This is a genomic window from Shewanella salipaludis (genome assembly GCF_012911865.1).
GTDB classification, from domain to species: domain Bacteria; phylum Pseudomonadota; class Gammaproteobacteria; order Enterobacterales; family Shewanellaceae; genus Shewanella; species Shewanella salipaludis.
This window is the reverse complement of sequence record NZ_JAAXYH010000014.1, coordinates 13,190-37,751: the sequence shown is the minus strand read 5'-3', so window position 1 is coordinate 37,751 and position 24,562 is coordinate 13,190. Positions and strand designations below refer to the sequence as shown.

Genomic DNA, 24,562 nt, shown 5'->3' with positions numbered 1-24,562 from the left:
CAAAAGGTTTCAAAGACAACTGGATTCGTCAAGGGCTATACCTTGCTGCGGACAGTGTTAGCCGGTACAGGCCAATGCTCGAGGAACATTCCAAACTAAAAGAAGGAACCCGCCATGCGTGTAAATCGGCTTGTGACACTCTCGCTGCTCGGCAGCTTAACCCTAAGCGGCTGCGGTGGCAGCGATGGAAAATCGAATGAAACCCAACTCTTCACCCTGGGCGGCACGATCGAGGGCCTCAATGGCACCATGACACTGCTGCTGAGCAAGAATGGGCAGCCTCAGGAGTCCAAGGAAGTCACGGGCACGGGTGCAGCGCTGAACTTCAGCTTCACCCAGGCCCTGGATGAGGGCACAGGCTTCGGGATCAGCGTGCAGACCCAACCCAGCGGCCAGCACTGCGAGGTCAACAACGGCAGCGGCAATTTGAGCGCCGACAATGCCATGGCCGCCGAGGTCAGCTGCCAGGACACTGTGCTCACAGGGGTATTTCGCGACAGTCCGGTGGCGGGTATTGGCTATCAAACGCCCAGTCATTCGGGTACCACCTCGGCCAGCGGCGAATTTGAATTCCTGGGCGGTGAACAAATCAGTTTCAACATAGGCGGCATAACCCTGCCCGCGGCTCCCGCCGCGGCACTCATCACCCCGACCGAACTCGCCGGCGGAGAGGAAGTCACAGAAACCAACATACTCCAGCTGTTGCAAACCCTGGATGGTGACGGCGATCCGGAAAATGGCATCCAGATCCCGGCCGAGCTCACACTGGCCCTGGCCCTGGCCAATGTCCAGGCCGATGTCACCAGTGCCGGCTTCGATGCGGCCATGAATACGGCATTGGCCGCTGCCAATACCGGCCTGACATTGGTGAGTGAGGAGCAGGCCAAGGCCCACTATCAGGCCTCCAGGCGTCAGCTGTTGCTGGGCAGCTGGTTATTATCCGAAGGTGAAGGCAAACGCAACATACTGACCTTCATAGACGCCGACCGCTACCTCATCATACATGAGCATAGTGATGCCGACGCTGACGGCGATCAGACCGCCGGCTCGGTGGAGTATGGCCACTACGACTGGGATCCCGATACCGGGGCCATCGGCATCGGCCTGCTGGCCCAATCGGATGCCTCCGGCGGCCTCTACGATGACGGCAGCTCGGTCACCAAGGCCGAAGTCGATCTCGGCACCCTGACCCTGACTTTCGCTGACGAGGCCGCCGATACGGTCGATTTCAGTCGCATCATAGACCCGCTCAACCCCCTCGTAGGTGCCTGGCATCTGTTCGAACCCGAAGATGACAACCTCAGCATAGTCATCTTCCTGTCCGACAGTGAATATGTGCTGGCGCATACCAACAACCTCGAAGCCTATGAGGGCCTGAACCCACAGGCCTTGTCCGGCGAATATGGCCGCTATAGCCTGACCGGCAATGCCTATCGAACCCTCTCTGCCAGTGTCGATACCGATGGCCCAGATGGTCTGTTCGACGCCGGAGAAACGGCCGAGCAGAGCGAGGGCACCCTGAGACTCACCCCTTGGGGCGATCTGCTGTTCAACGAAGCAGATGAGGACGCCTTCGGCCTCAGCCGAGTGGGCAGTTTCACCACTGAGTTGATAGACCAACCCAAGGAAGCGGCCGGCACCAGCCTGGGGCAAATCTTCGCCAATCGGGATCTCAGCGGCTTCAGCGCCGAGATGCTGATGACTCACCCCTGGCGCTTGGATCTGATCTATGGCCAGGACACGGAATCACGTTGCCGGGTCGACTTCAGCGAGACTGAGTGCGGCAGCACGCTGGAGCTCGCCTTCCCGAGCGCCCCGGGCGAAGACTCTGAGGGGACGGCCACAGTGACCGACATCTACAGCCAGGCGCAGTTCGACGCCAGCTGGCGGATCAACACGGCCGGCACCCTGGAGCTGAGCTACCTGGACGGCAGTACACATCAGATGACGCTGGCGCCCCTGACGGGTGATGCCGGCGCCGGCAACCTCAGGGTCCTGCTGGGACTGACGAGGGCCGCAGGCAACCTGTCTCTATGGCAGAGCGAGCTGACGCCGGCCGGACAATAAAATCGGCTTTTGCCGGGCAGCATCCTCCGCTGTCCGGCGCTTTTTATTCAGGTTTTTTGAGCCACTACTTGGCGATCAACAACAGCAGCGCCTGGCCGTTGAGGCCATAGTTGCTGTATTCACCGCCGACATAGTCTTCGCTGCCGGCCGCCTTGACCGTGTCGGCGCCTTCATTCCAGTTTGAGGTATCTGTCACCCGGTACCACTGCTTGCCATTGCCCGGCCAAGGCAGGCTGAAGTTAACCGTATCCGACCAGCCGTTATAGGCGACATAGATGGCGGAGGCGCTGTCACCGAATTCGCTGCCGTCGATGCGATAGGCGATGGCATGGTTGTTAGCATCGTTGAAGTAGTTGCCATCGGCCACGGCGCCATTGGGCATGAACCAGCGCAACTGCTCCATCACATTGGCATTGGTGTCAGAGGACCGATAGAAGTCGGCCGGACGCAGCGCCGGATGGGCTTTTCTGAAGGCCAGCAAACGTTTAACGAACGTATTGAAGTTGGCTTGATCTGAGCTCCAGTTGAAGTTCAGCCAGTTGGCCTCGGAATCCAGGTTGTAGGGGTTGTTGTTGCACTGCAGCGAACGCAGATATTCGTCGCCGCCCGTCATCATGGGGGTACCGGCACTGAGCATCAACAGGGCGAAACCGTTGCGGGCGGCCTTGCGCTGCTGCTGAGCCTGGTTGACCCAGCCCTGATCCCAGCTGTGGTTATTGTCGTCGCCGCCATCCGACTCGCCATAGGGCCAGGGCTGGAGGTTATTCTTGTCGTTGCAGGAATAGAGATCCTTCAAGGTAAAGCCATCGTGGGCGACGAGGAAGTTGACCGAATTGCCCGGCTTGCGGCCATCGTCCTGATACAGGCTGGCCGAGCCGCTGAGCTTGTCGGCCAGCTGACCCAGGGTAACGGCCTCCAGCCCCAGCTGGTTCTGATCTTTGCGTATGGTATCGCGATACAGACCATTCCACTCGGACCAACCGGCAGGGAAGCCGCCCACCTGATAGGAATTGCCGCCTATGGCCCAGGGTTCGGCGATGAAGTCTATGCCGGCACCGCCGCTCGACGGCCGCTCGGTGAATTCGGCTATGATGCGATTCAGGGCATTGTTTGGCGCCATCTTGTCGAAGTTGAAACAGCCATGCTCACAGGTATTGCCCAAGACGGAGGCCAGGTCGAAACGAAAGCCATCGACCCCCAGATCATTGCTCCAGTAGGCCAGAGAATCGACGATAAGATCCTGGGCCACTGGGTTGACCGTGTTGTAGTTACCGCCGACGCCGGTGTTATCCCAGGAATGTTGTTTGTCGGCAGTCAGAGAATAGTAACTGCTGTTGTCCAGCCCGCGCCAGGAGTACAAGTTATAGGTGCTGCTGTCGCCGGCATACCAGGCTCCGCCCTCCCCCGTGTGGTTATAGACCACGTCGATCATCACCTTGATGCCGCGATCGTGGAAGGCCTTCACCATGGCCTTGAACTCCCGGGTCGGGCCACCGGCGGACTTGTCGCTGGCGTAGCGTCTGTCCGGCGCGAAATAATTCAAGGTCATGTAACCCCAGTAGTTATCCCCTTGGGTCGAGCTGGGGTCCAGATCGTTGGTATCGTTCTGGGTCTCCTGCACCGGCAGGAACTCCACGGCCGTGACCCCAAGGCTCGCCAGATAATCCGCCTTGAGCGCCGCGCCCTTGTAGGTGCCGCGATATTGGGCGGCGATGGCCTGATCCTCCATGGTCAGGCCGCGCACATTGACCTCGTAGACTATGTCGTCTTTCAAGGCCCTGGCAGGTTTCACCCCGACGCTCTGGCCGTCCGGCTGGAGTATTATCCCCTTGGGGGCGACCAGGGTGCTGTCCAGCTGGCGAAAGGCGCCGCTGGCGTAGACGGTGCCATCCTGCCAGACAGGATTGGCCGGATCATGGCTGATTTCCCTGGCATAGGGATCCGACAATAACTTATTGGGATTGAAGCGGTTGCCATCGGCATCCACATCACTTATGTAACCCGTCAGGCTGCCCCTCTGCCAGCCGGCCTGATAGGGCCAATTGGGGCCCCAGGCCCGATAGCCATAGTAGATGGTGCCACTCAAGCGCGGGTCCAGCTGCGCCACCGGCAGGGAAATCGACCAGATGTTTTGCGCATCCTTGCTGAGCAGATAGGTGGCGACCTCGGCCTGACCACTGGCCTGATTGAACAGCGCCAGCTCGATGCGGCTGGCGTTGGCCGAATAGAGGTTGAAATCTATGCGTTGCAGATCTTGGCTGTAACTCGCCCCCAGCGCATGGGAGTCGATGGCGGCGGAACCTGTCCATGAAACCAGCATCAGGGACAGTGCCAGGCAGAGGCGGACACAAAACTCAGGGGTAAAGGCAGGCATTATTATTATCTCTTGTTGTTGATTACCTGGGCCCAATATTTAACAAAAAATAAACAACCACAATCTACTGCATACGTATTCATACGCAGAAACCAGGAAGTGCGCGCAGGAAAACAAGGATAGAACCTGAAGAAATCACAATAGATTCATACGCCTGTGCTAGGAGCACGGGCGCAGCCGAATCAAGGCAAATTGCGATGATTCGGCTGGCGGGCTTAAGTTATCCCGCGTGCAGATCAGGCTGGGTTTATTGCAGGCTGATATAGCCGACGGAATAGGGAGGAAAGATGGAGTTGGCACTGCCATCGCGGATCGAGAAGGTGCCCCTGCTGCTGACGCCTATGCCCCATTTGACCTTGACGAAGGGCGCAAACATCTTCCCCGAGAGCTTATACAGCGCATATACGGGGCCAAGATCCGGCATATAATCGAGGTGATAGTAGAGCCCCAGCCCCTGCGCCTGATTTTGTATCTGCCCCGACTCAGGATCGATCGCCAGAATGCGGCCGAACTGCACTGTGTTAACCAGGCTCAAGAACATATTCTTCACCAGTGCCATGTCCAGGGTCAGGGTTTTGAAATCCAAAAATTCACCGTTAAAACCCGACACATAGAGGCGCTTATCCGGGCCGGATATGCCGAAGAAGGGCACGAAATTTTCCGGCAAGTCTAGGGTTTTCCCCTGGATAAGCGCACCGTCCTCGAATTCGAAGGCGATGAGCTGCTCCGACACCTCATGCGCCTCATCGGCCTGAGAGCCATCCATTACCCGGCTATAGAGGTCTCGCAGCTGTTCGTCCAAGATCCGCAGATTGGCACCGGCCAGTACCCAGAAGCGATTGGACCGGGCAGGATCGGCCAGAATATCCACCAACATGGGCATATCTGCCTTGGGATACACTCGTTGCTGTGCCACTAAAGCAGGCCGGGCCAGATCTGCTATGTCATAGATCAGCAGCCGGTTCTGGGTCGTCTCCATCAGGGCAAGATGCTTGCCCTGGTTCAGGAATAAGGCATCCATATACAGCTCCTTGCCGCTGGTCGCAGGCAAGGCAAGTTTGGCCATGATCTTGGGATGGGTTTCTTCACTGACATCGATAAACACCAGATCCCGGGCGCCGAGCAACACCAGGCGCCCTTTGTCGTCCATGCTGACCGAGGTCGGCTGCGAGGACAGGGTTATTTCAGTCTCGTCTATGACCGCCGGCATACCGGCAGCCGCCAGATGAATCGTCTGCAACGACACCTTGTAAGCCATGCCTGTTCCCGTTGCAGTATTTTCTTTCGAGGCTTTTTCCCTCGAGACTTTTTCTTTCGAGACTTTTTCTTTCGAGATTATGCCGAAGGAGTAGAGAAAACCATGGCTGGGGGAAATCTGCGACAACAGCGCCCGCTTCTGCGTCAATTCCATCCCGTAGGCGCTGTCCATCTCTATGTAGCCCCTGGTGGCGGGATCTGTGCGCAAAAAGTGCAGTCGGTTCTCGTCCGTGTCTGTGGCGGCAATATAGTGCCTGGTATGGAACTCTTTCGTAGCTGTGCCATGTGCATTGCTCAGCACCAGCTTATGCAGCTTGACCGGTGACAGGCCGGCGGGCACCCGCACCAACATAGCGTTGGCCGCGAGGTGTGCAGGCACCAGGGTCTGGCCATCTATCTGAAATTGGCTCTCGGCTATGAATTTCCCCTCGATGGCGAGCCATTCTCCCGGGTAGATGTTACCGTCCGAAGCCATGTCGGCGACGCTATTTCCCGTCGGAGCTATGGCCCCTATATCCCGCATCTGGATGATCTTGGGCGGCCCAAAGCTCGGCGTGGGTGGCATCGCCTTGGGCTGCTTGCCCTTGCTGGCGCAGCCGGCCATCGAGCATAACAACAGCGTACTGAGCAAAATGGCGCCCAGTCGAGGGTAGCCTGTATTGATAATCATTGATTTCATAGCCAATTAACTTTAATTTAACACGGGAGTATACCCAGGCTAGCGAGCCGAGGTAAATAGCATTGGCCTCTTAGGATCCTTATTTTGATCAATATCTTGGCATCTCGGCATCCGCTTTGCTGTCTCCTGTTCGGCCTGGTGTCCTGTCTGATACTGAACGCATGCAGCACCCAGGCCATTGCACCGCAGCACCGACCACAGCAATGGGCTCAGCCTCTGCCTATGACAGCGCTGGAAAATTGTTTCACCGTGGATGACAAACTGCTGAGATGCGCCCAGCCTACCGCCGCCGGCTTTCAACAATTGCAGCGCCTGGGCATCAAACATGTACTGAATCTGAGAAATTATCACTCGGATGCCAAACCCGCCCAAGGCAGCGGGCTGACACTCCATAAACTGGCGATGGATGCCGGCGACATCAGCACCACACAATTACGCCAGGCCGTTGCCCTGATAGACAGTCTGGATGGCCCTGTCCTGGTCCACTGCTGGCATGGTTCGGACCGAACCGGTGCCGTAGTCGCCGCCTATCGCATCCTGAAACAGGGCTGGAGCAAGCAGGTGGCCATAGATGAGTTGCTCCATGGCGGTTATGGCTTCCATTCGATCTACTCGAACCTGGTCGACACCCTGGAACGGCTCTGATAGCGCCCCAAACACCTGCCTCAGCCATAGAGCACATGAATGGCCTGAGTTGTGCTTGTGATCGGCAGCAGCGGCGCCCTCGCCTGTCAGGCAAGAAAAAAGGAGCCTGGGCTCCTTTTCTGCTTCCGGTTCGCTCGGCTCAATGCCGGCTTGAGACTCAGGCCTGGACTGCGGCCGGCTCTGGCTTAGGCTCTGGCTTAGCTCCTGGCTCAAGCTCTTGTTTAAGCTCTTGTTTAAGCTCAGGCTCGGCCGCGTGCGCGTGCTGCGCGCCGCGATAGAGCCTGAGGTACAAGGTAGGCAACACCAGCAGGGTCAGGGCGGTCGAGCTGAGCAGGCCACCCAGGATCACCACGGCCAGGGGCTGCTGGATCTCACTGCCCACCCCGGAAGACACCAGGATGGGGAGCAGCCCCAATGCCGAGGTCAGTGCCGTCATCAACACAGGCCGCAGCCGCCCGACCGTGCCTTCATATACGCTGACAACCAGGGCTTCGCCGCTGCGCCGGCGCTGGTTGATCGCATCCACCAGCACCACCCCATTCAGCACCGCCACCCCGAACAGGGTGATGAAACCTATGGCGCTGGGCACAGACAGGTAAGTGCCGCTGCCATACAGGGCGAGCACGCCCCCTATCAGGGCCAGGGGGACGTTGGCCATGATGAGGCCCACCTGCTTGAGCGATCCGAAGGAGAAATACAGCAGGAGGGCGATCAAGCCGACCGACACGGGTACCAATAACATCAGTTTCTGCTGCGCCCGCAGCTGATTCTCATACTGGCCACCGACCATCAGGGTATAACCCGCAGGCAGCTCAAGCTTGGGCAGCAGGGCATAGATGTCCTGCACCACAGAGCCCATGTCGCGGCCGGCGACATTGGCCTGTACCACCACCCGGCGCTGCACATCGTCGCGGCGGATGTTGGGCGGCGCCATCTCGACCGCCACGCTGGCCACGTCCCCCAGCCTGACACTCGCGCCCTTGGCCCCCGTCAGCAGCAGGTCCTGCAACACATCCGGGGCGCTGCGATAATCGGCCGCCAGGCGCACATTGATGTCATACCTGGCGTTGCCCTCTATCACCTGGCCGGCGCTCGCCCCGCCTATGCCCTGGCTGACCAGGTTCATCAGCTGATCCACGCTGATGCCGTAGCGGGCGAGCAATTCACGCCTGGGGCGGATCACCAGCTGGGCCTCGCCGCTGACTTGCTCCAGAGACACATCGACGGCTCCGGCAATCCCCCTGACCAGCTCGGTCAGCCGCTGCCCCTTCTCCGACAGCAGCGCCAGGTCCGGGCCGAAGATCTTGATCGCCAGCTGGGCCTTGACCCCGGACAGCAATTCATCGACCCGGGTCGCGATCGGCTGGGAGAAGGTGAAGAGTAATCCGGGGAAAATGCTCAGCTTCTCCTCCATCAGCCGCTGCAACGCGAGCCGACTCTTGGCCGATTGCCAGTCGGCGAGCGGCTTGAGGCCTAGGTAGATCTCTATGTTGCTCACAGGTTCGGGATCGCCCCCCAGTTCCGGCGCGCCTATGCGGCTCAGGGCATACTCCACCTCGGGAAATTCCAGCAGCAGGGCCTCCAGCTTGGGGGCCACCTCGAGCGAAGTGTCGAGGCTCGCGGTCGGCGCCAGGGTGACCCTCAGGTTGATGGTGCCTTCCTCGAGCTCGGGAACAAACTCAGTGCCCAGACGCGGCACCAGCGCCATGGCGCCGACGAAGGCGATCAGCGCAACCAGGCTCACCAGCCTGGGCTTGGCCAGGGTAAGGCTCAGCAGGCGGCGATAACCCAGTTCCAGCGGCCTCAGCAACGGACTCTCCCTTGCCACCACGGCCCCCACAAAGCGGCCGGGTTGAAACAGGTACACGGCCAAGGCGGGGACAACAATCAGGGCCACCAGCAGCGCGGATATCATCGCCAGTATTATGCTGACGGCCATGGGCTGGAATAGCTTGCCTTCGACCCCTTCCAAAGCGAACAGGGGGGCGAACACCAGTATTATGATGGCGGTGGCGAAGAAGATGGGGCTGCAGACCTCCCTCGCCGCCGACAGGACGCCCATGACGACGCCGGAACCCAGGGAATCACGGCTTGGCCTTGGCCCGGTTGGCGACGTCAGGTGTTTGAAGATATTCTCCACCATGACCACTGAGCCGTCGACCAGCATGCCGATGGCGACCGCCAGGCCACCGAGTGACATGAGGTTCGCCGACATGCCGAAATAGGCCATCAACATCAAGGCCAGGCCTATGGAGACAGGGATGGACAGGAGCACCAAGAGGGTGGCGCGGACATTCAGCAGAAACAAGGCCAGTATGACTATGATAAACACGAAGGCCAGCAACAGGGCATCGCGCACCGTCGCCACCGCCTGTTCCACCAGCCGGGCCTGGTCGTAAAATACCTCGAACGACACCCCCTGGGGCAAGGCCGCTGTTATCATGGCGACTCTGGCGTCTATATCTTCTATGCTGGCCTTGGTATTGGCCCCCATCCGCTTGAGCACCACGCCGGCGACCACCTCCCCCAGCTGTTGGGGCACACCGGCCCCATCGCGCCGGGTCATGGTCACGGCGCCGACCCGGATCTCGCTGCCGAATTCCACCCGGGCGACATCGTCGATCCTGATGGGGGTGCCATCCACCTGAGTCAGGGGAGTCTGGGCTATGGCATCCAGCCCGGCTTGGCCGGCGGGCAAGAGGCCATAGCCGCGCACGACCAGCTGTTCCTGGCCCTGGGTCATAAACCAGCCGCCGGCGTTGCGGTTATTGCTCTGCAACGCCTCAGTCACCTGGGCCAGGGTCAGATCGTAACTGCGCAGTCTGTTGGGATCGACCCGCACCTGGTATTGGCGCACCTCGCCGCCGAATGACAATACATCCGTCACCCCGGACACAGGCATGAGAATGAGCTTCACCAGGTAATCATTCAGGCTACGAAGCCCGGCCGCATCTATTCCCGACCCGGGCGCGGCTCTGAGTATGTACTGGTAGATCTGCCCCAAGCCCGAGGTATTTGGGCCTATCTCTGGCACCCCGAGTCCCCGGGGGATCATCTCCCTGGCGCTCGCCAGTTGCTCGAACACCTGCTGGCGGGCGAAGTAGATGTCTGTGCCTTCGGCGAACACCACAGTCACTATCGACAGGCCGGTGCGCGACAGGGAGCGCACCTCGGTCACGGCCGGCAAGGCATACATGGCCGACTCTACCGGGTAGCTGATGAGCTTCTCCACTTCCTCGGCCGCCAGGCCTTCGGCGGCCGTGTTGACCGTCACCTGCACATTGGTGACATCGGGGAAGGCATCCAGATTGAGCCTGGGCAAGATGAAACCGCAACCCAGTCCTATGGCAACCAATGCCAGCAGCACCAGCAGACGCTGGCGGATGGCGACCGCTATGATTTGATGCAACATGGCCGCCTCCTAGTGGTTGTGTACGCTGAAACCGGCCTTGGCCAGTTCGGACGCCAACAGGAAGGCGCCGGCCATGACCACCCTGCTGCCCGGCGGCAGGCCGGTCACCAGATTCATCCCCCTCTGGCGTTGCAGCACCTCGACCTCGAGCGCTTCGAAGCCCTCGGCCGTCTCTATGAAGACTTGCCAGTCGCCATCGCCGCCCCGGGTCAGGGCCGCATCCGGCAACACCAGGCCCTCGCGTTCGGCACCCGGCAAATACAGCTCGCCGAACTGCCCGGCATGCAGGCCATGGCCGGCGTTGGCCAGGCTCAGCAGCACGGCCTCGGTGCGGGTGAGACTGTCCAGCTCATGGGAGCGACCGATGATCTTGGCCGTCAGGCTGGCGTCGCCCACCCTGAGCAGCGCCTCGGTGCCTATCCTGAGATCGGCCGCCTGGCTGGCGCTCAGCTGCGCCTCGGCCCAGAGCCTGGACTCATCTGTCAGCTGCAGCAGGGCATTGCCCGCGGCACTGACCTGCCCCAAAACGGCCTTGTCCTGCTGCACCCTGCCGCTTATCGGCGCCAACAACAGGTATTGGCCTATGCTTTCGGGGGATAGCGCCAGCGCGGCTATCTGTGCCGGCGTCATCTTGAGCGCCTCGAGTATGGCCCGCTTCAGCTCGGCATCGACCCGGGTCTGCATCCGCTGGCTGGCACTGACGGCCCCTTCGGCCATGCGGCGTATCCTGTCCCACTCGGCGGCGGCGTTGATATAATCGGCCTGCGCCTGCGCCACTGCGGCCCCGCCCAGGGTCAGCAGAGGCGCGCCCGCCTTCACCTCCTGGCCCGGCACCACATGGCGCGCCAACACCCGCACCTCCAACTGGGGCGCCAGAGTCAGGGTGGCGTCCCTGTCGGCCACCAGGGTGACGCTGGCAACCTTGTCCAGGCTGAATGCCCTGGGCGCCAACGCCTGCACCCTGATGCCGGCGAGTTCACGTTGTTGCGCCGAGAGCACCAGGGCATGGGGTTGTTCATCATTCGCTGCCGCGTGGGCGGTTGCTGGCCCGACATCGGCGTGTTCTTGTGCCGCCAGCGCGGGAAATGTCAGCAAGCCACCGACGAGAATAAGGTATTTCATCGCATATCCTAAAAATTCAATTCTGGGTGATGACAGGCAGCCGCTGGGAACTGGGCAACAAACCTGGCCCAGTCCGGACATTCATGGCGAGTAACGACAAGAATGTCGGCGGGGATGCCTGCCGAAATACGTGGAAATGAAAACTCAGGCGATGGGAGGGCGGTAACTCGGACTCGCGTCCGGGGGTAAGTAAGCTTCAACCCTGGCATTGGGATTATCCAGGGGGACCTGGCTCAAGGCCAGGGCCGGCGCGGACACCAGGGTCACATGACCGCCATGACACTGGCAGTCGAGGCAGAGATCGTACACCTGGGTTGCTGTCTGTGCAGTAGCCCCATTGCCGGGCTCATGGCTAGCGGCCTGGCCGGCAAGGGCGATAGCTTGACCGTCCGTCAGGACACTGAACTGAAGATGAGGGTGGTTGTCGGCCTCTTCCCGGGCATTTCCAGGATGCAGCTGATGCGCGCCCAGATTGGCGCCGGCAAATTGCAGCAGCACAAGGGCGAGCAGCAGCATGCTGATGCTAGAGTGGAATGACCTCGAAAACAACCTTGGCAAACAGCCCCCTCCTGGCATCTATGCACCGCCACCGGCAGCGCATGATGCGGGTGAATTATTTAAAGACGCAGTGCTTGGCGTAATCTTTGGCTTCATTGGTCGTCCAGTCACCGGACGGCTTTTCCTTCATCTGTTTACACCAGGCATCGCTGCCCACTTCGGGGGCGCAGGCGCTCAGGCCGGCAACCAGGGTCAGGGCCAATGCCGCAGTGCCCAGCCGGGCGCCAGAAACCAGGTTAAATAATCTCATAAAAAATCCTCATGGCTTGGTAGCCTATCAATAGCTGAAAAAATAAAATGGGGCCGGATGCGCCAGCCATAAAATAACACCCTTGAATGAAAAACTATACCCGGGATCGCTTGGCAAGCCAGCTCAAGGCCAGATTTTTCTGCTCCAGCGGGAACCAGGCGACCTCGGCCTGAATGAAAGGCCCGAGCAAGCGCACCGCATTGCCGACCCAGTCCGGACCTCCGACAAACACCAGGACATCGAAGTCGGGCAGCTGGACTTCACCACAACCGCTCAGCGATTGCAGCTCCCAGCCTTCGAGCAACACATCCGCCTCTATGTAGAGACAGACCTGGCCCCAATGCTCACGATAGCGCTTGATGGCAGGCAGCAAGCGGGTGCGGTAATCCGCGGCGGAAAGGCGACCACTGGCAAAAAGACTGATAACTCCCTTAGCAATATCCGGGATTTGGCATAACATAGGGCGACTCCATATCGGAAAATTGGCCGTGCCGCTCAGAGACATAAGCAAGCAACCCATGGCGGATGATAGCAAATTCGCTTGCGGGCCATAAGCATAAATCATCCAGCAGCACCCGATAGCCGTTAACCGAAAAAAGTGTTTAAGATGACCATGATAAAAATCTCCAACCGGGTAGAGATTCAGGACAATGAGATAGAGTGGCAATTCATCCGCTCCAGCGGTGCCGGTGGCCAACACCTGAACAAGGTCTCCACCGCCGCCCAGCTGATCTTCGATATCAAGGGCTCGTCTCTGCCCGAGTTTTACCAGACCCGGCTGCTGCAGAAGGCAGATCACAGGATCACCAAGAGCGGCAAGATCATCATCAAATGCCAGGCCAGTCGCAGCCAGGATGCCAACCGCCAGACGGCGCTGGAGCAGTTTATCGCCCTGGTGGCCAGCGTCGGCGAAGTGCAGAAGAAACGCCTCGCCACCAAGGCGACCCGCGGCAGCCAGCTCAGGCGACTGGAGAGCAAGAAGCAGAGGGGGGCCACCAAGGCCATGCGCCAACAGAAATCCCATGACTGAAGGCTATCGGCACTAAGCTTGGGAGGCGACAGAGGGGCGGGTCTTGTTGCAACCAAAGACAGCGCCACAGCCGGCGCCACATCAGCCAACGAATAGGTTTTGAAAGGAAATAGAACATGAATAGCCAAGCCAAGATACTCTTAGTCAACGGCCCCAATCTCAACCTGCTCGGGCGCCGCGAGCCGGGCCATTATGGCCATCACACCCTGGCGCAGATAGTGGCCGAGCTGCAACAGGCGGCGACGGCAGCCGGCGCCAGCCTGGAACATATCCAGTCCAATGCCGAGCATGAACTGATCGACGCCATTCATGCTACCCAGGCCGATTTCGTGATCATCAATCCGGCGGCCTTCACCCACACCAGCGTGGCCCTGAGGGATGCCTTACTCGGCGTCGCCCTGCCCTTCATAGAAGTACATCTGTCGAATGTGCATGCCCGCGAGCCATTCCGGCAGCACTCCTATTTCTCCGACAAGGCAATAGGAGTGATCTGTGGCCTGGGCGCCAGGGGCTACCAGTATGCGCTGGATGCGGCACTGGCCCATCTCAAGACCCAAGCGCCGGCCTGAAAGCAGGCTGGCATTTTGCCGCACAAGGAAAGCATCGATGACGATGGACATACGTAAAGTAAAGAAACTCATAGAATTGGTACAGGAATCCGGCATTGCCGAGCTGGAGATCACCGAAGGCGAAGACTCGATTCGGATCCGCAGCGGCAATGGCCTCAAGCCGGTGGCGGCCACAGGCGACAAGGACGGCAGGGAGGAGGCGGACGAGCAACGCCGGCCTGCGACGCCCATGCCATCCGGCCACAGGGTGCTGGCGCCCATGGTCGGCACCTTCCACCTGGCGCCGAGCCCAGAGGCCAAGGCATTCGTCGAAGTGGGCCAGAAGGTCGACAAGGGTGACACCCTGGGCATAATAGAGGCGATGAAGATGATGAATCAGATCCAGGCCGACGCCGCCGGCACGGTCAAGGCGATACTGGTGCAGAGCGGCGAAGCGGTCGAGTTCGACCAACCCCTGTTCATCCTGGAATAACCCGGGCCGAATGCCGGTCGGGGCGGAGGCTGAGTCCATGCTGAAGAAAGTGGTGATAGCCAACCGCGGCGAAATCGCACTGCGTATTCTGCGGGCCTGCCGCGAGCTGGGGATACAGACGGTTGCCCTCTACTCCAGCGCCGACAAGGCGCTGCCGCATGTGGCCCTGGCGGATGAAAGCTACTGCATAGGCCCGCCGGCCGCCAAAGACAGTTACCTCAAGGCCGATGCCATCATCTCGGTCGCAGATCTCAGTGGCGCCGATGCCATACATCCGGGTTACGGCTTCCTGGCCGAAGATGCCGACTTCGCCGAGCTGGTCGAGCGCTGCGGCCTCAACTTCATAGGCCCAGGCAGTGAGGTCATACGCCTGCTGGGCGACAAGGTCTCGGCCCTGGCGCTGATGAGACAAGCCGGCGTGCCGACGCTGCCCGGCTCGGACGCTGCCCTGGGTACCGACGCCGAGGCCAACCTGGCGCTGGCCCGCCGCCTGGGCTATCCGGTCATCATCAAGGCCGCAGGGGGCGGTGGTGGCAAGGGCATGCGCCAGGTATGGGAAGAAGCCGAGCTGTTGCAGGCGATAGCACTGACCCAAGCCGAGGCTGCGGCGGCCTTCAACAACCCGGTCGTCTACATGGAAAAATTTCTGCAGCAACCGCGGCATATCGAATTCCAGCTGCTGGCCGATGGTCAAGGCAAGGCCATCCATCTGGGCGAGCGCGATTGCTCCATGCAGAGACTGCAGCAGAAGGTCACAGAGGAGGCGCCGGCCCCCGGCATAGATGAGCGGCAACGCCGCGATCTGGGCGAGCGCTGCGTCCGGGCCTGCCTGGAGATTGGCTACCGCGGCGTGGGTACCTTCGAATTCCTCTACCAGGATGGGGAATTTTATTTCATCGAGGTCAATACCCGCATTCAGGTCGAGCACCCGCTGACCGAGATGATCACCGGGGTCGATCTGCTCAAGCAACAACTCAGGATTGCCTCGGGCGAGCCACTGAGCCTCAGCCAGGCGGACATACAGATCCGCGGCCATGCGATAGAATGCCGGATCAACGCCGAAGCGGGACACACCTTCTTGCCTTCGCCCGGACAGATCCGCAGCTTCAATGCCCCGGGCGGCAACGGGGTACGCTGGGACTCACAGCTGTATGCGGGTTACCGGGTGCCGCCCCATTATGACTCGCTGATCGGCAAGCTCATCTGCCATGGCGACGACAGGGCCAGTGCCATGGCCAAGATGCGCCAGGCGCTGAGCGAACTGAAAATCACCGGCATAGCAACCAACATAGGGTTGCAGCAGGAGATAATGCGGGATGACAACTTCATCGCCGGCGGCTGCAACATTCACTATCTGGAACACATGCTCGGGCTCGAGGCCAGCCGCTAGAGCCTGTGGGCTGAGCACGCGGCATGCCGGATAATCAACAAGGAAAACAGCATGATATTAATCACGGGAGCCAGCAGTGGCCTGGGTGCGGCATTGGCCAGGCACTATGATCAGGATGGTCAGGCGGTCGTCATCACGGGGCGCAACCGGGAACGTCTGCGCCGGGTCGCCGACGGGCTGTCGGCCGGCACACAGGCCAAGGCCGCCGAGCTGACAGATCCTGTGCAGGTTGGCGATCTGCTCGATGGCTTGCCCCGTCCCCCCAAGACAGTAATCCACTGTGCCGGCAGCGGCTATTTCGGTCCGCTCGAGAGTCAAACTCCAGATGCCATTCGAGCCTTGCTGGACAACAATGTCACCTCGACCATCTTGTTGATCCAGGCGCTGGTTCAGCGTTATAAGGAGCAACAGCTCAAGCTGGTCGTTGTCATGTCGACGGCGGCCCAGGTCGCCAAGGCGGGCGAATCTACCTATTGCGCCGCCAAGTGGGCGGTGCGCGGTTTCATCGAATCCATGCGCCTGGAACTCAAGGGCAGCCCAATGAAGCTCATCGCCGTCTATCCGGGTGGCATGGCTACCGAGTTCTGGGAAACCAGCGGCAAGCCCCAGGATACTTCGGGCTTCATGAGCGCCGACGAAGCCGCCACCATGCTCAAACAGGCGCTGCAGAGCAGCGAACACGGCTACATCTCGGACATAGGCATCAGCCGGGGCTAATGCCAGCCGGTATCATCCCGCAACCCCACAGCTTTTCAGGAGCATTCAGTGTCACTATCCATTCACACAGCCGAGGTGGCAGAGGCCGCCCGGATACTCGCCGCCAGACGCAGCTCGGGGAGCACAGGCCCCCTGCTGCCGCCCCATTTGAGGCCGGAAGATTTCGACTCCGGTTTCGCCATTCAGCAGGCCGTGGCCGACATCTACGCCAGAGAACACTCGGATGCCATAGCCGGCTGGAAATGCCTGCTGCCGAGCACGGATGATGCCATGCAGGTAAAAACTGTCGTCGCCCCAATCTATGCCGGCACCTGCCACAGCGGCGAGTCATGCCCACTCTGGCCATCGCCCGAGGGGCTGGCGCGGGTCGAGCCGGAACTGGCCTTCATCCTGGGGCACGAACTGCCGCCCAGGCCTGAGCCCTATACCGAGGCCGAGATAGATGCCGCCATAGCCGAGACCCGGCTGGCACTCGAGCTTATCCAGAGCCGTTACCAAAATCCGGCGCAAGCCGGTTTCTTCGACGCCCTGGCCGATGGCTTGGTCAACCAGGGGCTCTGGCTGGGACCCAGGCTGAATGATGCCGCCGGGCTGATTCTCGGTCGCTTCGAACTCACTGTTGCCTGTGTCGATGCAGCCGAGGGGGGCGCCGCCGGCATACGGACCCAGGCCGCCAGGCACCCCAACGGGGATCCCAGGGCCGGGCTCTATTGGCTGGTGAACTTCTTATCGGCCAGGGGCATAGGCCTGCAGGCGGGACAGAGGGTGATCACCGGCTCTTACGCCGGGGTGCTGACACTGCCGCTCGATACCCGACTGCAGCTGAGCTACGGCGAACTTGGCAGCTTCGAGCTGAGCTTCACCGCCAGAACTCGCTGACAAGCCGGTTCACTTAACGCTTTGGTAGGTCTGGGTCTGCCAGTCGAAACGGTAGTTCACCCCCTGCCACTCATACAGGGTGCGGCCATCTTGCTGTATCACCCTGGCGTTGTCGGGCAAACGCTTCAGGCCGGGCGGCGCCTGCTGCACCCTGGTGGTCACCCGCGCGGGCAGGGCCCTGGGCGCGGCGCCCGGCTCGGGCCGCGCCATGCCATAATTGAGGGGGACAGACAAGGCGATCCCAGAATAAGGGTAGCCCCAGGCATCATGCCAGCCCAAGCCGGCATTCCATCCCCAACCGCTATTCCATCCCAAGCCGGCATTCCAGCCCCAACCGCTATTCCAACCCAAACCCCAGGGGTACCAGGCGTGTCGCCTGTGGGAGGCAAAGTGTCGCCCATGCCCACTGTGTCTATCCCTATGGCTCAGGTGCTGCGGATCCTGCCGCCCTTGTTGATTGCGCCACTGGTGCCCCTGTCCAGGCTGATGCTGCCCTGCCTTATGTTGACCAACTTGATGTTGACCTGGCTTATGTTGACTGCCTGGATGCGAGCCCTGCTGTGGCCCGGCCTGCACGGCCAAGGGCAGCACCAAGGCGCAAAAACCCAGGCTCAGCCACAGACCCTTACCGTCATTCGCCATCATCTGCCTCCGTCCTGCCCCGCTTGGCATACACTTCAGGAACCCATATTTTGAGTATAACCCGCCCGCGTGCCAAAGACATGGGCGGCGCCCAGGCCCATGAGCCAAACGCCGGAACAGGCGAATAGGTTAACCCTCAATGGGAATAATGTTATAGTGCGCGCCATTCATGGATTTTCATTACAGAGGCTATTTCCCCATGAGCTTTAAGGATTTACGCGGCTTTATCGAGCATCTGGAGGCCAATGGTCAGCTGAGGCGTATCGCCTATCCGGTCGATCCTCACCTGGAAATGACAGAGATAGCAGATCGGGTGCTGCGCGCCGGCGGTCCCGCCTTGCTGTTTGAAAATCCCAAGGGCCATGATATGCCCGTGTTGGTCAACCTGTTCGGCACTCCCAAGCGGGTCGCCATGGCGCTGGGTAAGGAAGATCCCATGGCGCTGCGGGAGGTGGGCGAACTGCTGGCATTCCTGAAAGAGCCTGAGCCGCCGCGCGGCTTCAAGGATGCCTTCACCAAGCTGCCTCTGTTCAAACAGGCACTGAACATGCCGGTGAAGACGGTACGCAATCCCCCTTGCCAGCAAGTGGTCAAGACGGGCGATGAGGTGGACCTCACCCGGCTGCCGATCCAGCATTGCTGGCCCGGCGATGTGGCCCCCTTGGTCACCTGGGGCCTGACCATCACCCAGGGGCCGCGGCAGAAGCGGCAGAACCTGGGCATCTATCGCCAACAGCTGCTCGGCAAGAATAAGCTCATCATGCGCTGGTTGTCCCACAGGGGTGGGGCGCTGGACTTTGCCGACTTCAAGCAACAGCACCCGGGCGAGCGTTACCCCGTGGTGGTGGCGCTGGGTGCCGATCCTGTCACCATTCTCGGCGCCGTGACCCCGGTGCCGGACTCCATGAGCGAATATGCCTTCGCCGGCCTGCTCAGGGGCGAACGCACCGAGGTCTGCAAGGCGCTGAGCTGCGATCTCGAAGTGCCGGCCACCAGCGAGATCATTCTCGAAGGCTACATAGATCCGGATGAAATGGCCGAGGAAGGCCCCTATGGGGATCACACAGGCTATTACAACGAGACAGACAAATTCCCCGTGTTTACCGTGACTCACATAAGTCACAGGAAAGATGCCATCTACCACAGCACCTACACAGGCAGGCCGCCCGATGAACCCGCCATGCTGGGGGTGGCGCTCAACGAAGTGTTCGTGCCCATATTGCGCAAGCAATATCCCGAGATAGTCGACTTCTACCTGCCACCCGAGGGCTGCTCCTATAGGATGGCGGTGATCTCCATTCGCAAGCAGTACCCAGGGCACGCCAAGCGGATCATGATGGGCGCCTGGTCCTTCCTGCGCCAGTTCATGTACACCAAGTTTATCGTGGTGGTCGATGAGGACGTCAACTGTCGCGATTGGCAGGACGTGATCTGGGCCATCACCACCCGCATGGATCCGAGCCGGGATACCGTCATGATAGACAACACCCCGATAGACTATCTGGACTTCGCCTCCCCCGTGGCGGGCCTGGGCTCCAAGATGGGCCTGGATGCCACCAACAAGTGGCAAGGCGAAACCAACCGCGAGTGGGGCACCACCATAGTCATGGATGAGGCGGTTAAGCAAAAAATCGATGCGATTTGGGATCAATTAGGCATAGACGAGAGCCCTACCCTATAATCCCGTTATCTTAAGAGAGTGCAAGCTTAGTACAGAGGTGAAAAGGAAGTTAGATGAATAGCATACGTTGCCAGATTGAGAAAGTTACCCCGTTTAATGACGCCGTCTACCGGGTGATCCTTAAGCCCGAAACCCCGCTCGACTTCCAGGCGGGACAATATCTATGCGTCGTCATGGGAGAAAAAGACAAGCGTCCCTTCTCTATCGCCTCTGCTCCCAACCAGGATACCCTGGAGCTGCACATAGGCGCCGCCGTCAACGAGAGCTACCCTATGCAGGTGGTCGAGCGCCTGCAGAATAGCAGCCATATCGACATAGAAGCCCCGGGCGGCGAGGCTTTCCTGCGCAGTGACAGCCACAGACCCAGGCTGATGATCGCCGGCGGCACCGGCTTCTCCTATATCAAGAGCCTGGTCGAGCAGCAAATCGCCCTGGGGCAGAAGGTAGAAACCTTGCTCTACTGGGGTTGCCGTACCCAGGATGCCATGTATTACGAGAGCCTGGCTCGCGACTGGCATGAGGCCCACCCTTGGCTGCATTTCGTGCCTGTGGTCGAGCAGGCTTCCGAAGAATGGCAAGGCAAGACGGCCAACCTGCTGACGCAACTCAAGCAGGACTTCATCGGCCTCAGCGGTTATGACATCTATATCGCCGGCCGCTTCGACATGGTAGGGGCCGCCAGGGAAATGTTCCGCCAGATGGGCGTCGAAGAAGCCCATCTCTATGGCGATGCCTTCGCCTTCATCAAGTAACAGCCGGCGCCACCCGTGGCGCAAGCGGCTCTTTGGCCAGCGATAGGCAAAAATAAACCCCGGTCGATGCCGGGGTTTATTTTTAGCCGCCGTCGCCATGGCGTTCCAAAGCTGCAGCGCTGTAAATGCCCGGAACTTCGGATTCTCGGGGCGCATGCTCAATCAGCGCAGAATTTGGCTCTCCGGCCACTTACCAGAGGATGGCCGGGGCGTCTCTCCCGGGCGCTAGCCGATGGACTTCAGCATACCGACGTCAAACAGGGCCGGCGACACTTCGCTGTCCTGCTGCCTTATCAGCTCGGCCAGGGTGGCCATGTCCTGCTCCAGGGTCGAGAGTGTCAGGGTGTTGTCATCCAGCAGATAGACCTGTTTCAGACTGGCATAGTAGAAGCTGAGGATAATCAGTGCCTGCGGTTGCTGTCTGGCGGCGGCGAGCTTGATCTTGGCCAACTTGCGGTAAATCCGGTTCTGCAACTGCTTGAGTTGCCAAACATAATAGATTTCCTTCAACCAGGGGCGTTTCCTCTGGCCGTGCAGCACACAAGAGAGCAACAGCAGCGCCAGTATCACCCCGAGCAAATTCCAGTGGAAATTGCCGGTCGGCTCGCCCGCGACCGGCGCGGCGCCGAAGGCGGCGATAAGGCCGGCACCAAACGAGAGCGACAACAGGCTCAGGCTCGCCACCAGCCCCAGCAGCAACCTATTGGTACGCTTGCGATACAGCTGTTTATCTATCGATATCAATTTCATGTTACGGCTCTCGGTTCGCTGACGGACAAAAACACGCCGCCGGAATAGCGGCTGGCTCAAGCCCGGCAGTGTACCCTATAGCGCCGGGGCAAGCATCACAGCCACAGTGACCCGGCGCCCAATTTCGTCGTGACGGGTCTTAGCTGCCGCACCTTGCAGGGCGCTGTGCCGCGGCGCTACCAGATCCGCCTCTGCCAGCAGCCGGCGTTAACGGGCGGCGTTGAACAGATCCATGGCGCTGCGGCTCATGGCGCGCACCCCTGTGCTTATGGTGAGCGGGTAATCCGGGGCGAACTTGCTCGAATGCAGCGACGGCAGGCTCTCACCCGAGGCCTGGCTGGCCGCATAGGCCGCCGGGGCGACCCCGCCGAGCCAGAACAGGGTGATAGGCAGCTGCTCCTGGGTACGGCCGTAGAGGCCGAAGTCTTCGCCCGCCATCACAGGCGGCACCTCCAGCACCTGGTCGGCGCCCAGCTCGGCCTCGATACTGGCCTTGACCCTGGCGGCCAGCCGGGGATCGTTGTAGGTCGAGGGAATGGTCTCATCCTCATGCACATAGACGACCGGCATCAGCTCTTCGGGCAGGCCGGCGCTGATGGCGATCCCCCTGCTGATGCGTTTTATCGCGGCAATCTGCTGCTCGCGCACCTTGGGGTTGTAGGATCGCAGGGTGAGCTGCAACTTGACCTCGTCGGAAATGATATTGTGCTTGGCGCCGCCGTGAATCGAACCGACGGTCACCACATTGGGCTCCAGCGGCGACACCTCGCGACTGGCTATGGTCTGCAGCGCCAACACGGTACGGGCGGCGAGCACCACGGGATCTATGGTGAGCTGGGGATAGGCGCCATGGCCGCCCTTGCCTTTGATGCTGATGTCGACCGAGTCGACACTGGCCAGGGCATAACCCGAGACTATGCCCACCTTGCCGGCGGGAATGGCGGCACTCACATGCAGCCCCAGTACCTGGTCCGGCGTCGGGAAACGGCTGAACAGCCCCTGCTTGAGCATGGCCTTGGCGCCGCCGCCCACTTCCTCGGCGGGCTGGGCCACCAGCATCAGGGTGCCCTGCCATTGCGCCTTATGCTTGAGCAACTGCTGGGCCGTGCCTATCAGACTGGTCATGTGTATGTCGTGGCCACAGGCATGCATGACGCCGACGCGCTTGTTGTCGGCATCCAAAGCGGTGACGGTCGAGGCATAGGGCTTGCCCGTTTCCTCCGTCACAGGCAAGGCATCGATATCGGCGCGGATCATCACCACGGGTCCGGCGCCGTTGTTGAAGATCCCCACCACCCCATGGCCGCCGAACTCTTCTGTCACCTCAAACCCCAGCTGCTTCAGCTCCCCGGCCATGCGCTTGCCCGTGGCCTGCTCCCGGTAGGACAGCTCGGGATGTTGATGCAGGTCCAGGTAGAGTCGCTCCAGCGCCGGCAGTGCCTGGGTCACGGACGCATCGAGTTCGCCGGCCTGGCTGTTGAACGTCAGCCAGGGGGCCGTCGCCAAGATAAACGGCAGGGCCAGTGCGGCAGTTTTTGTCAGTCTCATGGGGATATTCCTGTTCTCGATGGCGAATGGTGTTCAACAGCCGGCTTAACAAGCAAGCGACTCATGCTTTGATTAGATCAGGCAAGTTGATCTATGCCCGTGCCGGCCTGGGTGGGGGTATATTCCTTGCCATGAAGCTCCTCGACCTGTGCCAGCCGCTTCATCAAGAAGTCGACGCCACTGATATCTCCGATACTTTTTTTAAATTCTATCGACTGGGTTATCTGGGCAATATAATCCGTCTTGACCTCGCCCATCTCCGATTGCTGACCATCCAGCTGCACACGTCCACCGGGAAGCACCAGTGGCACGGGCAAGTCAGTGATCCCGGATCTGACCAGTTCATTGTATTCATTGGCCGATATGTTGTGCATGTCGATACTCACTTTGGCCTGGTTGCCCGAGCTTGGCGGTTTGGCACCGACGCCGGCTTCAACGTATTGACCCGCCATGTCATGCTGTTGCTTCGCTTCTGTGGTGCCGCCGATAGCTACGGCAAGATTCTGTCTCATTCCCTGTATATTCATTGTCATCCCTAAGTCACTTATCTATGCCATTAAAACCAAGCATACGTCATGCCTCGTCCGAAAAAAACACAATTGACTTATAAATAAAGACCTTGGTTGGCAGCGAAAGGCCGGCAGTATAAAAACAACTGCGCCTCAGCATGCCGGCTAACAAGAGTCGATAGGCATGGCCAGGTTATTTTAATGTCACTTGGCCATGCTGCTTTACCCTGTTCCCCCAGCTTCCAGGCCAGGCCTTTACTCGGCAGACAACTGCCTGACCACGGCGTCGGGATCGCTGAAGTCGCTGATACGGGCCGTGACCTTGCCGTCCTTCAGCCTGAGCAGCGTCGGAATACTCCTGATGTTGAACTCGGTGAACAAGACGCCGCCATTATCGACACTGAAGGGAACTTGCATGTCATAGAGCTGATTGAACTCGGCCAGCGCCTGCCCGTCGGTCCAGAGGTGATTGACGAAACCATGCCAGGACCTGTTGGCCAGCCGTTGCTGCAAACCGTTCAAACCAGCCTGTGCCAACTTGCATTGCTTCGCCATCTCGGGTCGGGTATCGAGCAGGTACCAGTCACACCAGGTGGCGGTGAAGAACAGCAGCTGCTCGCCCTGCAACCAGGGAGCCAACAGGGCCTGTTGCTGTGCTTCATCCATGGCCTCCGTGGCGGCTGCATGCAGCTTCTGGCCCTTGGCCAGCATGCCGAGGAAGCGCTCGAGATTGGCGTCGGACTCGTGGCTGGTATACACCAGCTCACCGTCGCCGTTGATCAGCACGCTGTAGGGCGTGCCCACCAGCCCCAGCGCCTGCGCCAGCTGACCCTCGTTGTCCAGCAACACGGGCATGCTCAGCTTATGGCGCGCGATCACCTCATCGATCTGCGCCCGGCTCTCATTGATGTTGATATTGACCGCGACAAAGTTCAGCTTATCCTTGAACTCTTGCTGCAGCGCCTCGAAGTGCGGCATCTGCGCCATACAGGGCTGGCACCAGGTCGCCCACAGCTTGATGTAGCTGGGCTTGCCTGTACCCAGGTCGGCGAGGCTGACAGTGTCCGTACTGTCTAACTGCCCCAGTTGCACCTCACGGTAATCCAGTGGCTTTGCCTGCACAGACAGGCACAACAGCAGCAACACAGATAGGCATAATCGATTCAATATCATCATTTTTTCTCTCGTTAACACAACTTGATGCAACAGAAAAACGCCCCTGGGGTCGTTGTTACTGCCGCCGTTATCCCAGTCCGGTT

22 protein-coding genes are annotated in these 24,562 nt (G+C 60.0%); 10 read left to right on the top strand and 12 right to left on the bottom strand.

Annotated elements, in window-relative coordinates; translation table 11 throughout:
* Window positions 1–114: 114 nt before the first annotated feature.
* A complete protein-coding gene (locus HC757_RS15800) occupies window positions 115–2,067 on the top strand; it encodes a hypothetical protein (protein WP_169565345.1) in 1,953 nt (650 codons plus the stop codon).
* A gap of 64 nt (window positions 2,068–2,131) precedes the next feature.
* On the opposite strand, the gene HC757_RS15795 is transcribed toward HC757_RS15800, so the two are convergent.
* Together HC757_RS15795 and HC757_RS15790 are read right to left on the bottom strand one after the other, a co-directional pair.
* Window positions 2,132–4,441 (bottom strand): isoamylase, encoded by a 2,310-nt coding sequence (locus tag HC757_RS15795; RefSeq protein ID WP_169565344.1) that lies wholly within the window; start codon window positions 4,439–4,441, stop codon window positions 2,132–2,134.
* A 247-nt stretch (window positions 4,442–4,688) separates the two neighbouring features.
* Window positions 4,689–6,377 (bottom strand): hypothetical protein, encoded by a 1,689-nt coding sequence (locus HC757_RS15790; protein WP_169565343.1) that lies wholly within the window; start codon window positions 6,375–6,377, stop codon window positions 4,689–4,691.
* A gap of 84 nt (window positions 6,378–6,461) precedes the next feature.
* On the opposite strand from HC757_RS15790, the gene HC757_RS15785 reads away from it, so the two are divergent.
* The gene (locus tag HC757_RS15785; protein WP_211164454.1) at window positions 6,462–7,022 is read left to right on the top strand and encodes a phosphatase domain-containing putative toxin; all 561 of its coding nucleotides are present in this window, start codon (window positions 6,462–6,464) and stop codon (window positions 7,020–7,022) included.
* A gap of 157 nt (window positions 7,023–7,179) precedes the next feature.
* Here the strand turns inward: HC757_RS15785 and HC757_RS15780 are convergent, their stop codons facing one another.
* The 5 genes from HC757_RS15780 to HC757_RS15760 form a co-directional block, all read right to left on the bottom strand.
* Complete coding sequence (locus tag HC757_RS15780; RefSeq protein ID WP_169565342.1) at window positions 7,180–10,434, bottom strand: efflux RND transporter permease subunit; 3,255 nt, start codon at window positions 10,432–10,434, stop codon at window positions 7,180–7,182.
* A gap of 9 nt (window positions 10,435–10,443) precedes the next feature.
* Entirely contained in the window at window positions 10,444–11,556 is a 1,113-nt protein-coding gene (locus HC757_RS15775) for an efflux RND transporter periplasmic adaptor subunit (RefSeq protein ID WP_244623579.1), read from the bottom strand.
* Between the two features lie 144 nt (window positions 11,557–11,700).
* Window positions 11,701–12,078, bottom strand: coding sequence for a hypothetical protein (locus HC757_RS15770; RefSeq protein ID WP_169565399.1), 378 nt, complete (start codon window positions 12,076–12,078; stop codon window positions 11,701–11,703).
* Between the two features lie 91 nt (window positions 12,079–12,169).
* Window positions 12,170–12,364 carry a DUF3012 domain-containing protein gene (locus HC757_RS15765; RefSeq protein ID WP_169565340.1) on the bottom strand — a complete coding sequence of 65 codons (195 nt, stop codon included), beginning with the start codon at window positions 12,362–12,364 and terminating at the stop codon, window positions 12,170–12,172.
* 94 nt (window positions 12,365–12,458) lie between these two features.
* Window positions 12,459–12,824 carry a SpoIIAA family protein gene (locus HC757_RS15760; protein ID WP_169565339.1) on the bottom strand — a complete coding sequence of 122 codons (366 nt, stop codon included), beginning with the start codon at window positions 12,822–12,824 and terminating at the stop codon, window positions 12,459–12,461.
* 153 nt (window positions 12,825–12,977) lie between these two features.
* On the opposite strand from HC757_RS15760, the gene arfB reads away from it, so the two are divergent.
* The 6 genes from arfB to HC757_RS15730 all read left to right on the top strand — a co-directional run bounded on the left by arfB (window position 12,978) and on the right by HC757_RS15730 (window position 17,421).
* Window positions 12,978–13,394, top strand: coding sequence for an alternative ribosome rescue aminoacyl-tRNA hydrolase ArfB (gene arfB / locus HC757_RS15755; RefSeq protein ID WP_169565398.1), 417 nt, complete (start codon window positions 12,978–12,980; stop codon window positions 13,392–13,394).
* Between the two features lie 116 nt (window positions 13,395–13,510).
* The gene (aroQ, locus tag HC757_RS15750; protein WP_169565338.1) at window positions 13,511–13,963 is read left to right on the top strand and encodes a type II 3-dehydroquinate dehydratase; all 453 of its coding nucleotides are present in this window, start codon (window positions 13,511–13,513) and stop codon (window positions 13,961–13,963) included.
* 43 nt (window positions 13,964–14,006) lie between these two features.
* Window positions 14,007–14,435, top strand: coding sequence for an acetyl-CoA carboxylase biotin carboxyl carrier protein (gene accB, locus HC757_RS15745; protein ID WP_169565397.1), 429 nt, complete (start codon window positions 14,007–14,009; stop codon window positions 14,433–14,435).
* A 37-nt stretch (window positions 14,436–14,472) separates the two neighbouring features.
* The gene (gene accC, locus HC757_RS15740) at window positions 14,473–15,825 is read left to right on the top strand and encodes an acetyl-CoA carboxylase biotin carboxylase subunit (RefSeq protein WP_169565337.1); all 1,353 of its coding nucleotides are present in this window, start codon (window positions 14,473–14,475) and stop codon (window positions 15,823–15,825) included.
* A 51-nt stretch (window positions 15,826–15,876) separates the two neighbouring features.
* Window positions 15,877–16,542 (top strand): SDR family NAD(P)-dependent oxidoreductase, encoded by a 666-nt coding sequence (locus tag HC757_RS15735; RefSeq protein ID WP_169565336.1) that lies wholly within the window; start codon window positions 15,877–15,879, stop codon window positions 16,540–16,542.
* 48 nt (window positions 16,543–16,590) lie between these two features.
* The gene (locus HC757_RS15730; protein WP_169565335.1) at window positions 16,591–17,421 is read left to right on the top strand and encodes a hydratase; all 831 of its coding nucleotides are present in this window, start codon (window positions 16,591–16,593) and stop codon (window positions 17,419–17,421) included.
* Window positions 17,422–17,430: 9 nt separating this feature from the next.
* Here HC757_RS15730 and HC757_RS15725 read toward each other — a convergent pair whose 3' ends face one another.
* Entirely contained in the window at window positions 17,431–18,066 is a 636-nt protein-coding gene (locus HC757_RS15725) for a hypothetical protein (protein ID WP_169565334.1), read from the bottom strand.
* Between the two features lie 196 nt (window positions 18,067–18,262).
* Between HC757_RS15725 and ubiD the strand changes: the two genes are divergently transcribed.
* Both ubiD and fre read left to right on the top strand, forming a co-directional pair.
* On the top strand, window positions 18,263–19,744 hold the full coding sequence (gene ubiD / locus HC757_RS15720) for a 4-hydroxy-3-polyprenylbenzoate decarboxylase (protein WP_169565333.1): 1,482 nt from the start codon (window positions 18,263–18,265) through the stop codon (window positions 19,742–19,744).
* A 53-nt stretch (window positions 19,745–19,797) separates the two neighbouring features.
* Window positions 19,798–20,496 carry an NAD(P)H-flavin reductase gene (fre, locus tag HC757_RS15715; RefSeq protein WP_169565332.1) on the top strand — a complete coding sequence of 233 codons (699 nt, stop codon included), beginning with the start codon at window positions 19,798–19,800 and terminating at the stop codon, window positions 20,494–20,496.
* Window positions 20,497–20,721: 225 nt separating this feature from the next.
* Here the strand turns inward: fre and HC757_RS15710 are convergent, their stop codons facing one another.
* The 4 genes from HC757_RS15710 to HC757_RS15695 form a co-directional block, all read right to left on the bottom strand.
* Window positions 20,722–21,246, bottom strand: a complete 525-nt coding sequence (locus HC757_RS15710; RefSeq protein ID WP_169565331.1) for a DUF3087 family protein — start codon at window positions 21,244–21,246, stop codon at window positions 20,722–20,724.
* A gap of 207 nt (window positions 21,247–21,453) precedes the next feature.
* A complete protein-coding gene (locus HC757_RS15705; RefSeq protein WP_169565330.1) occupies window positions 21,454–22,794 on the bottom strand; it encodes an amidohydrolase in 1,341 nt (446 codons plus the stop codon).
* A 77-nt stretch (window positions 22,795–22,871) separates the two neighbouring features.
* Window positions 22,872–23,306, bottom strand: coding sequence for a hypothetical protein (locus HC757_RS15700; protein ID WP_169565329.1), 435 nt, complete (start codon window positions 23,304–23,306; stop codon window positions 22,872–22,874).
* A gap of 252 nt (window positions 23,307–23,558) precedes the next feature.
* Complete coding sequence (locus tag HC757_RS15695; protein WP_169565396.1) at window positions 23,559–24,476, bottom strand: redoxin family protein; 918 nt, start codon at window positions 24,474–24,476, stop codon at window positions 23,559–23,561.
* Between the last annotated feature and the right edge of the window lie 86 nt (window positions 24,477–24,562).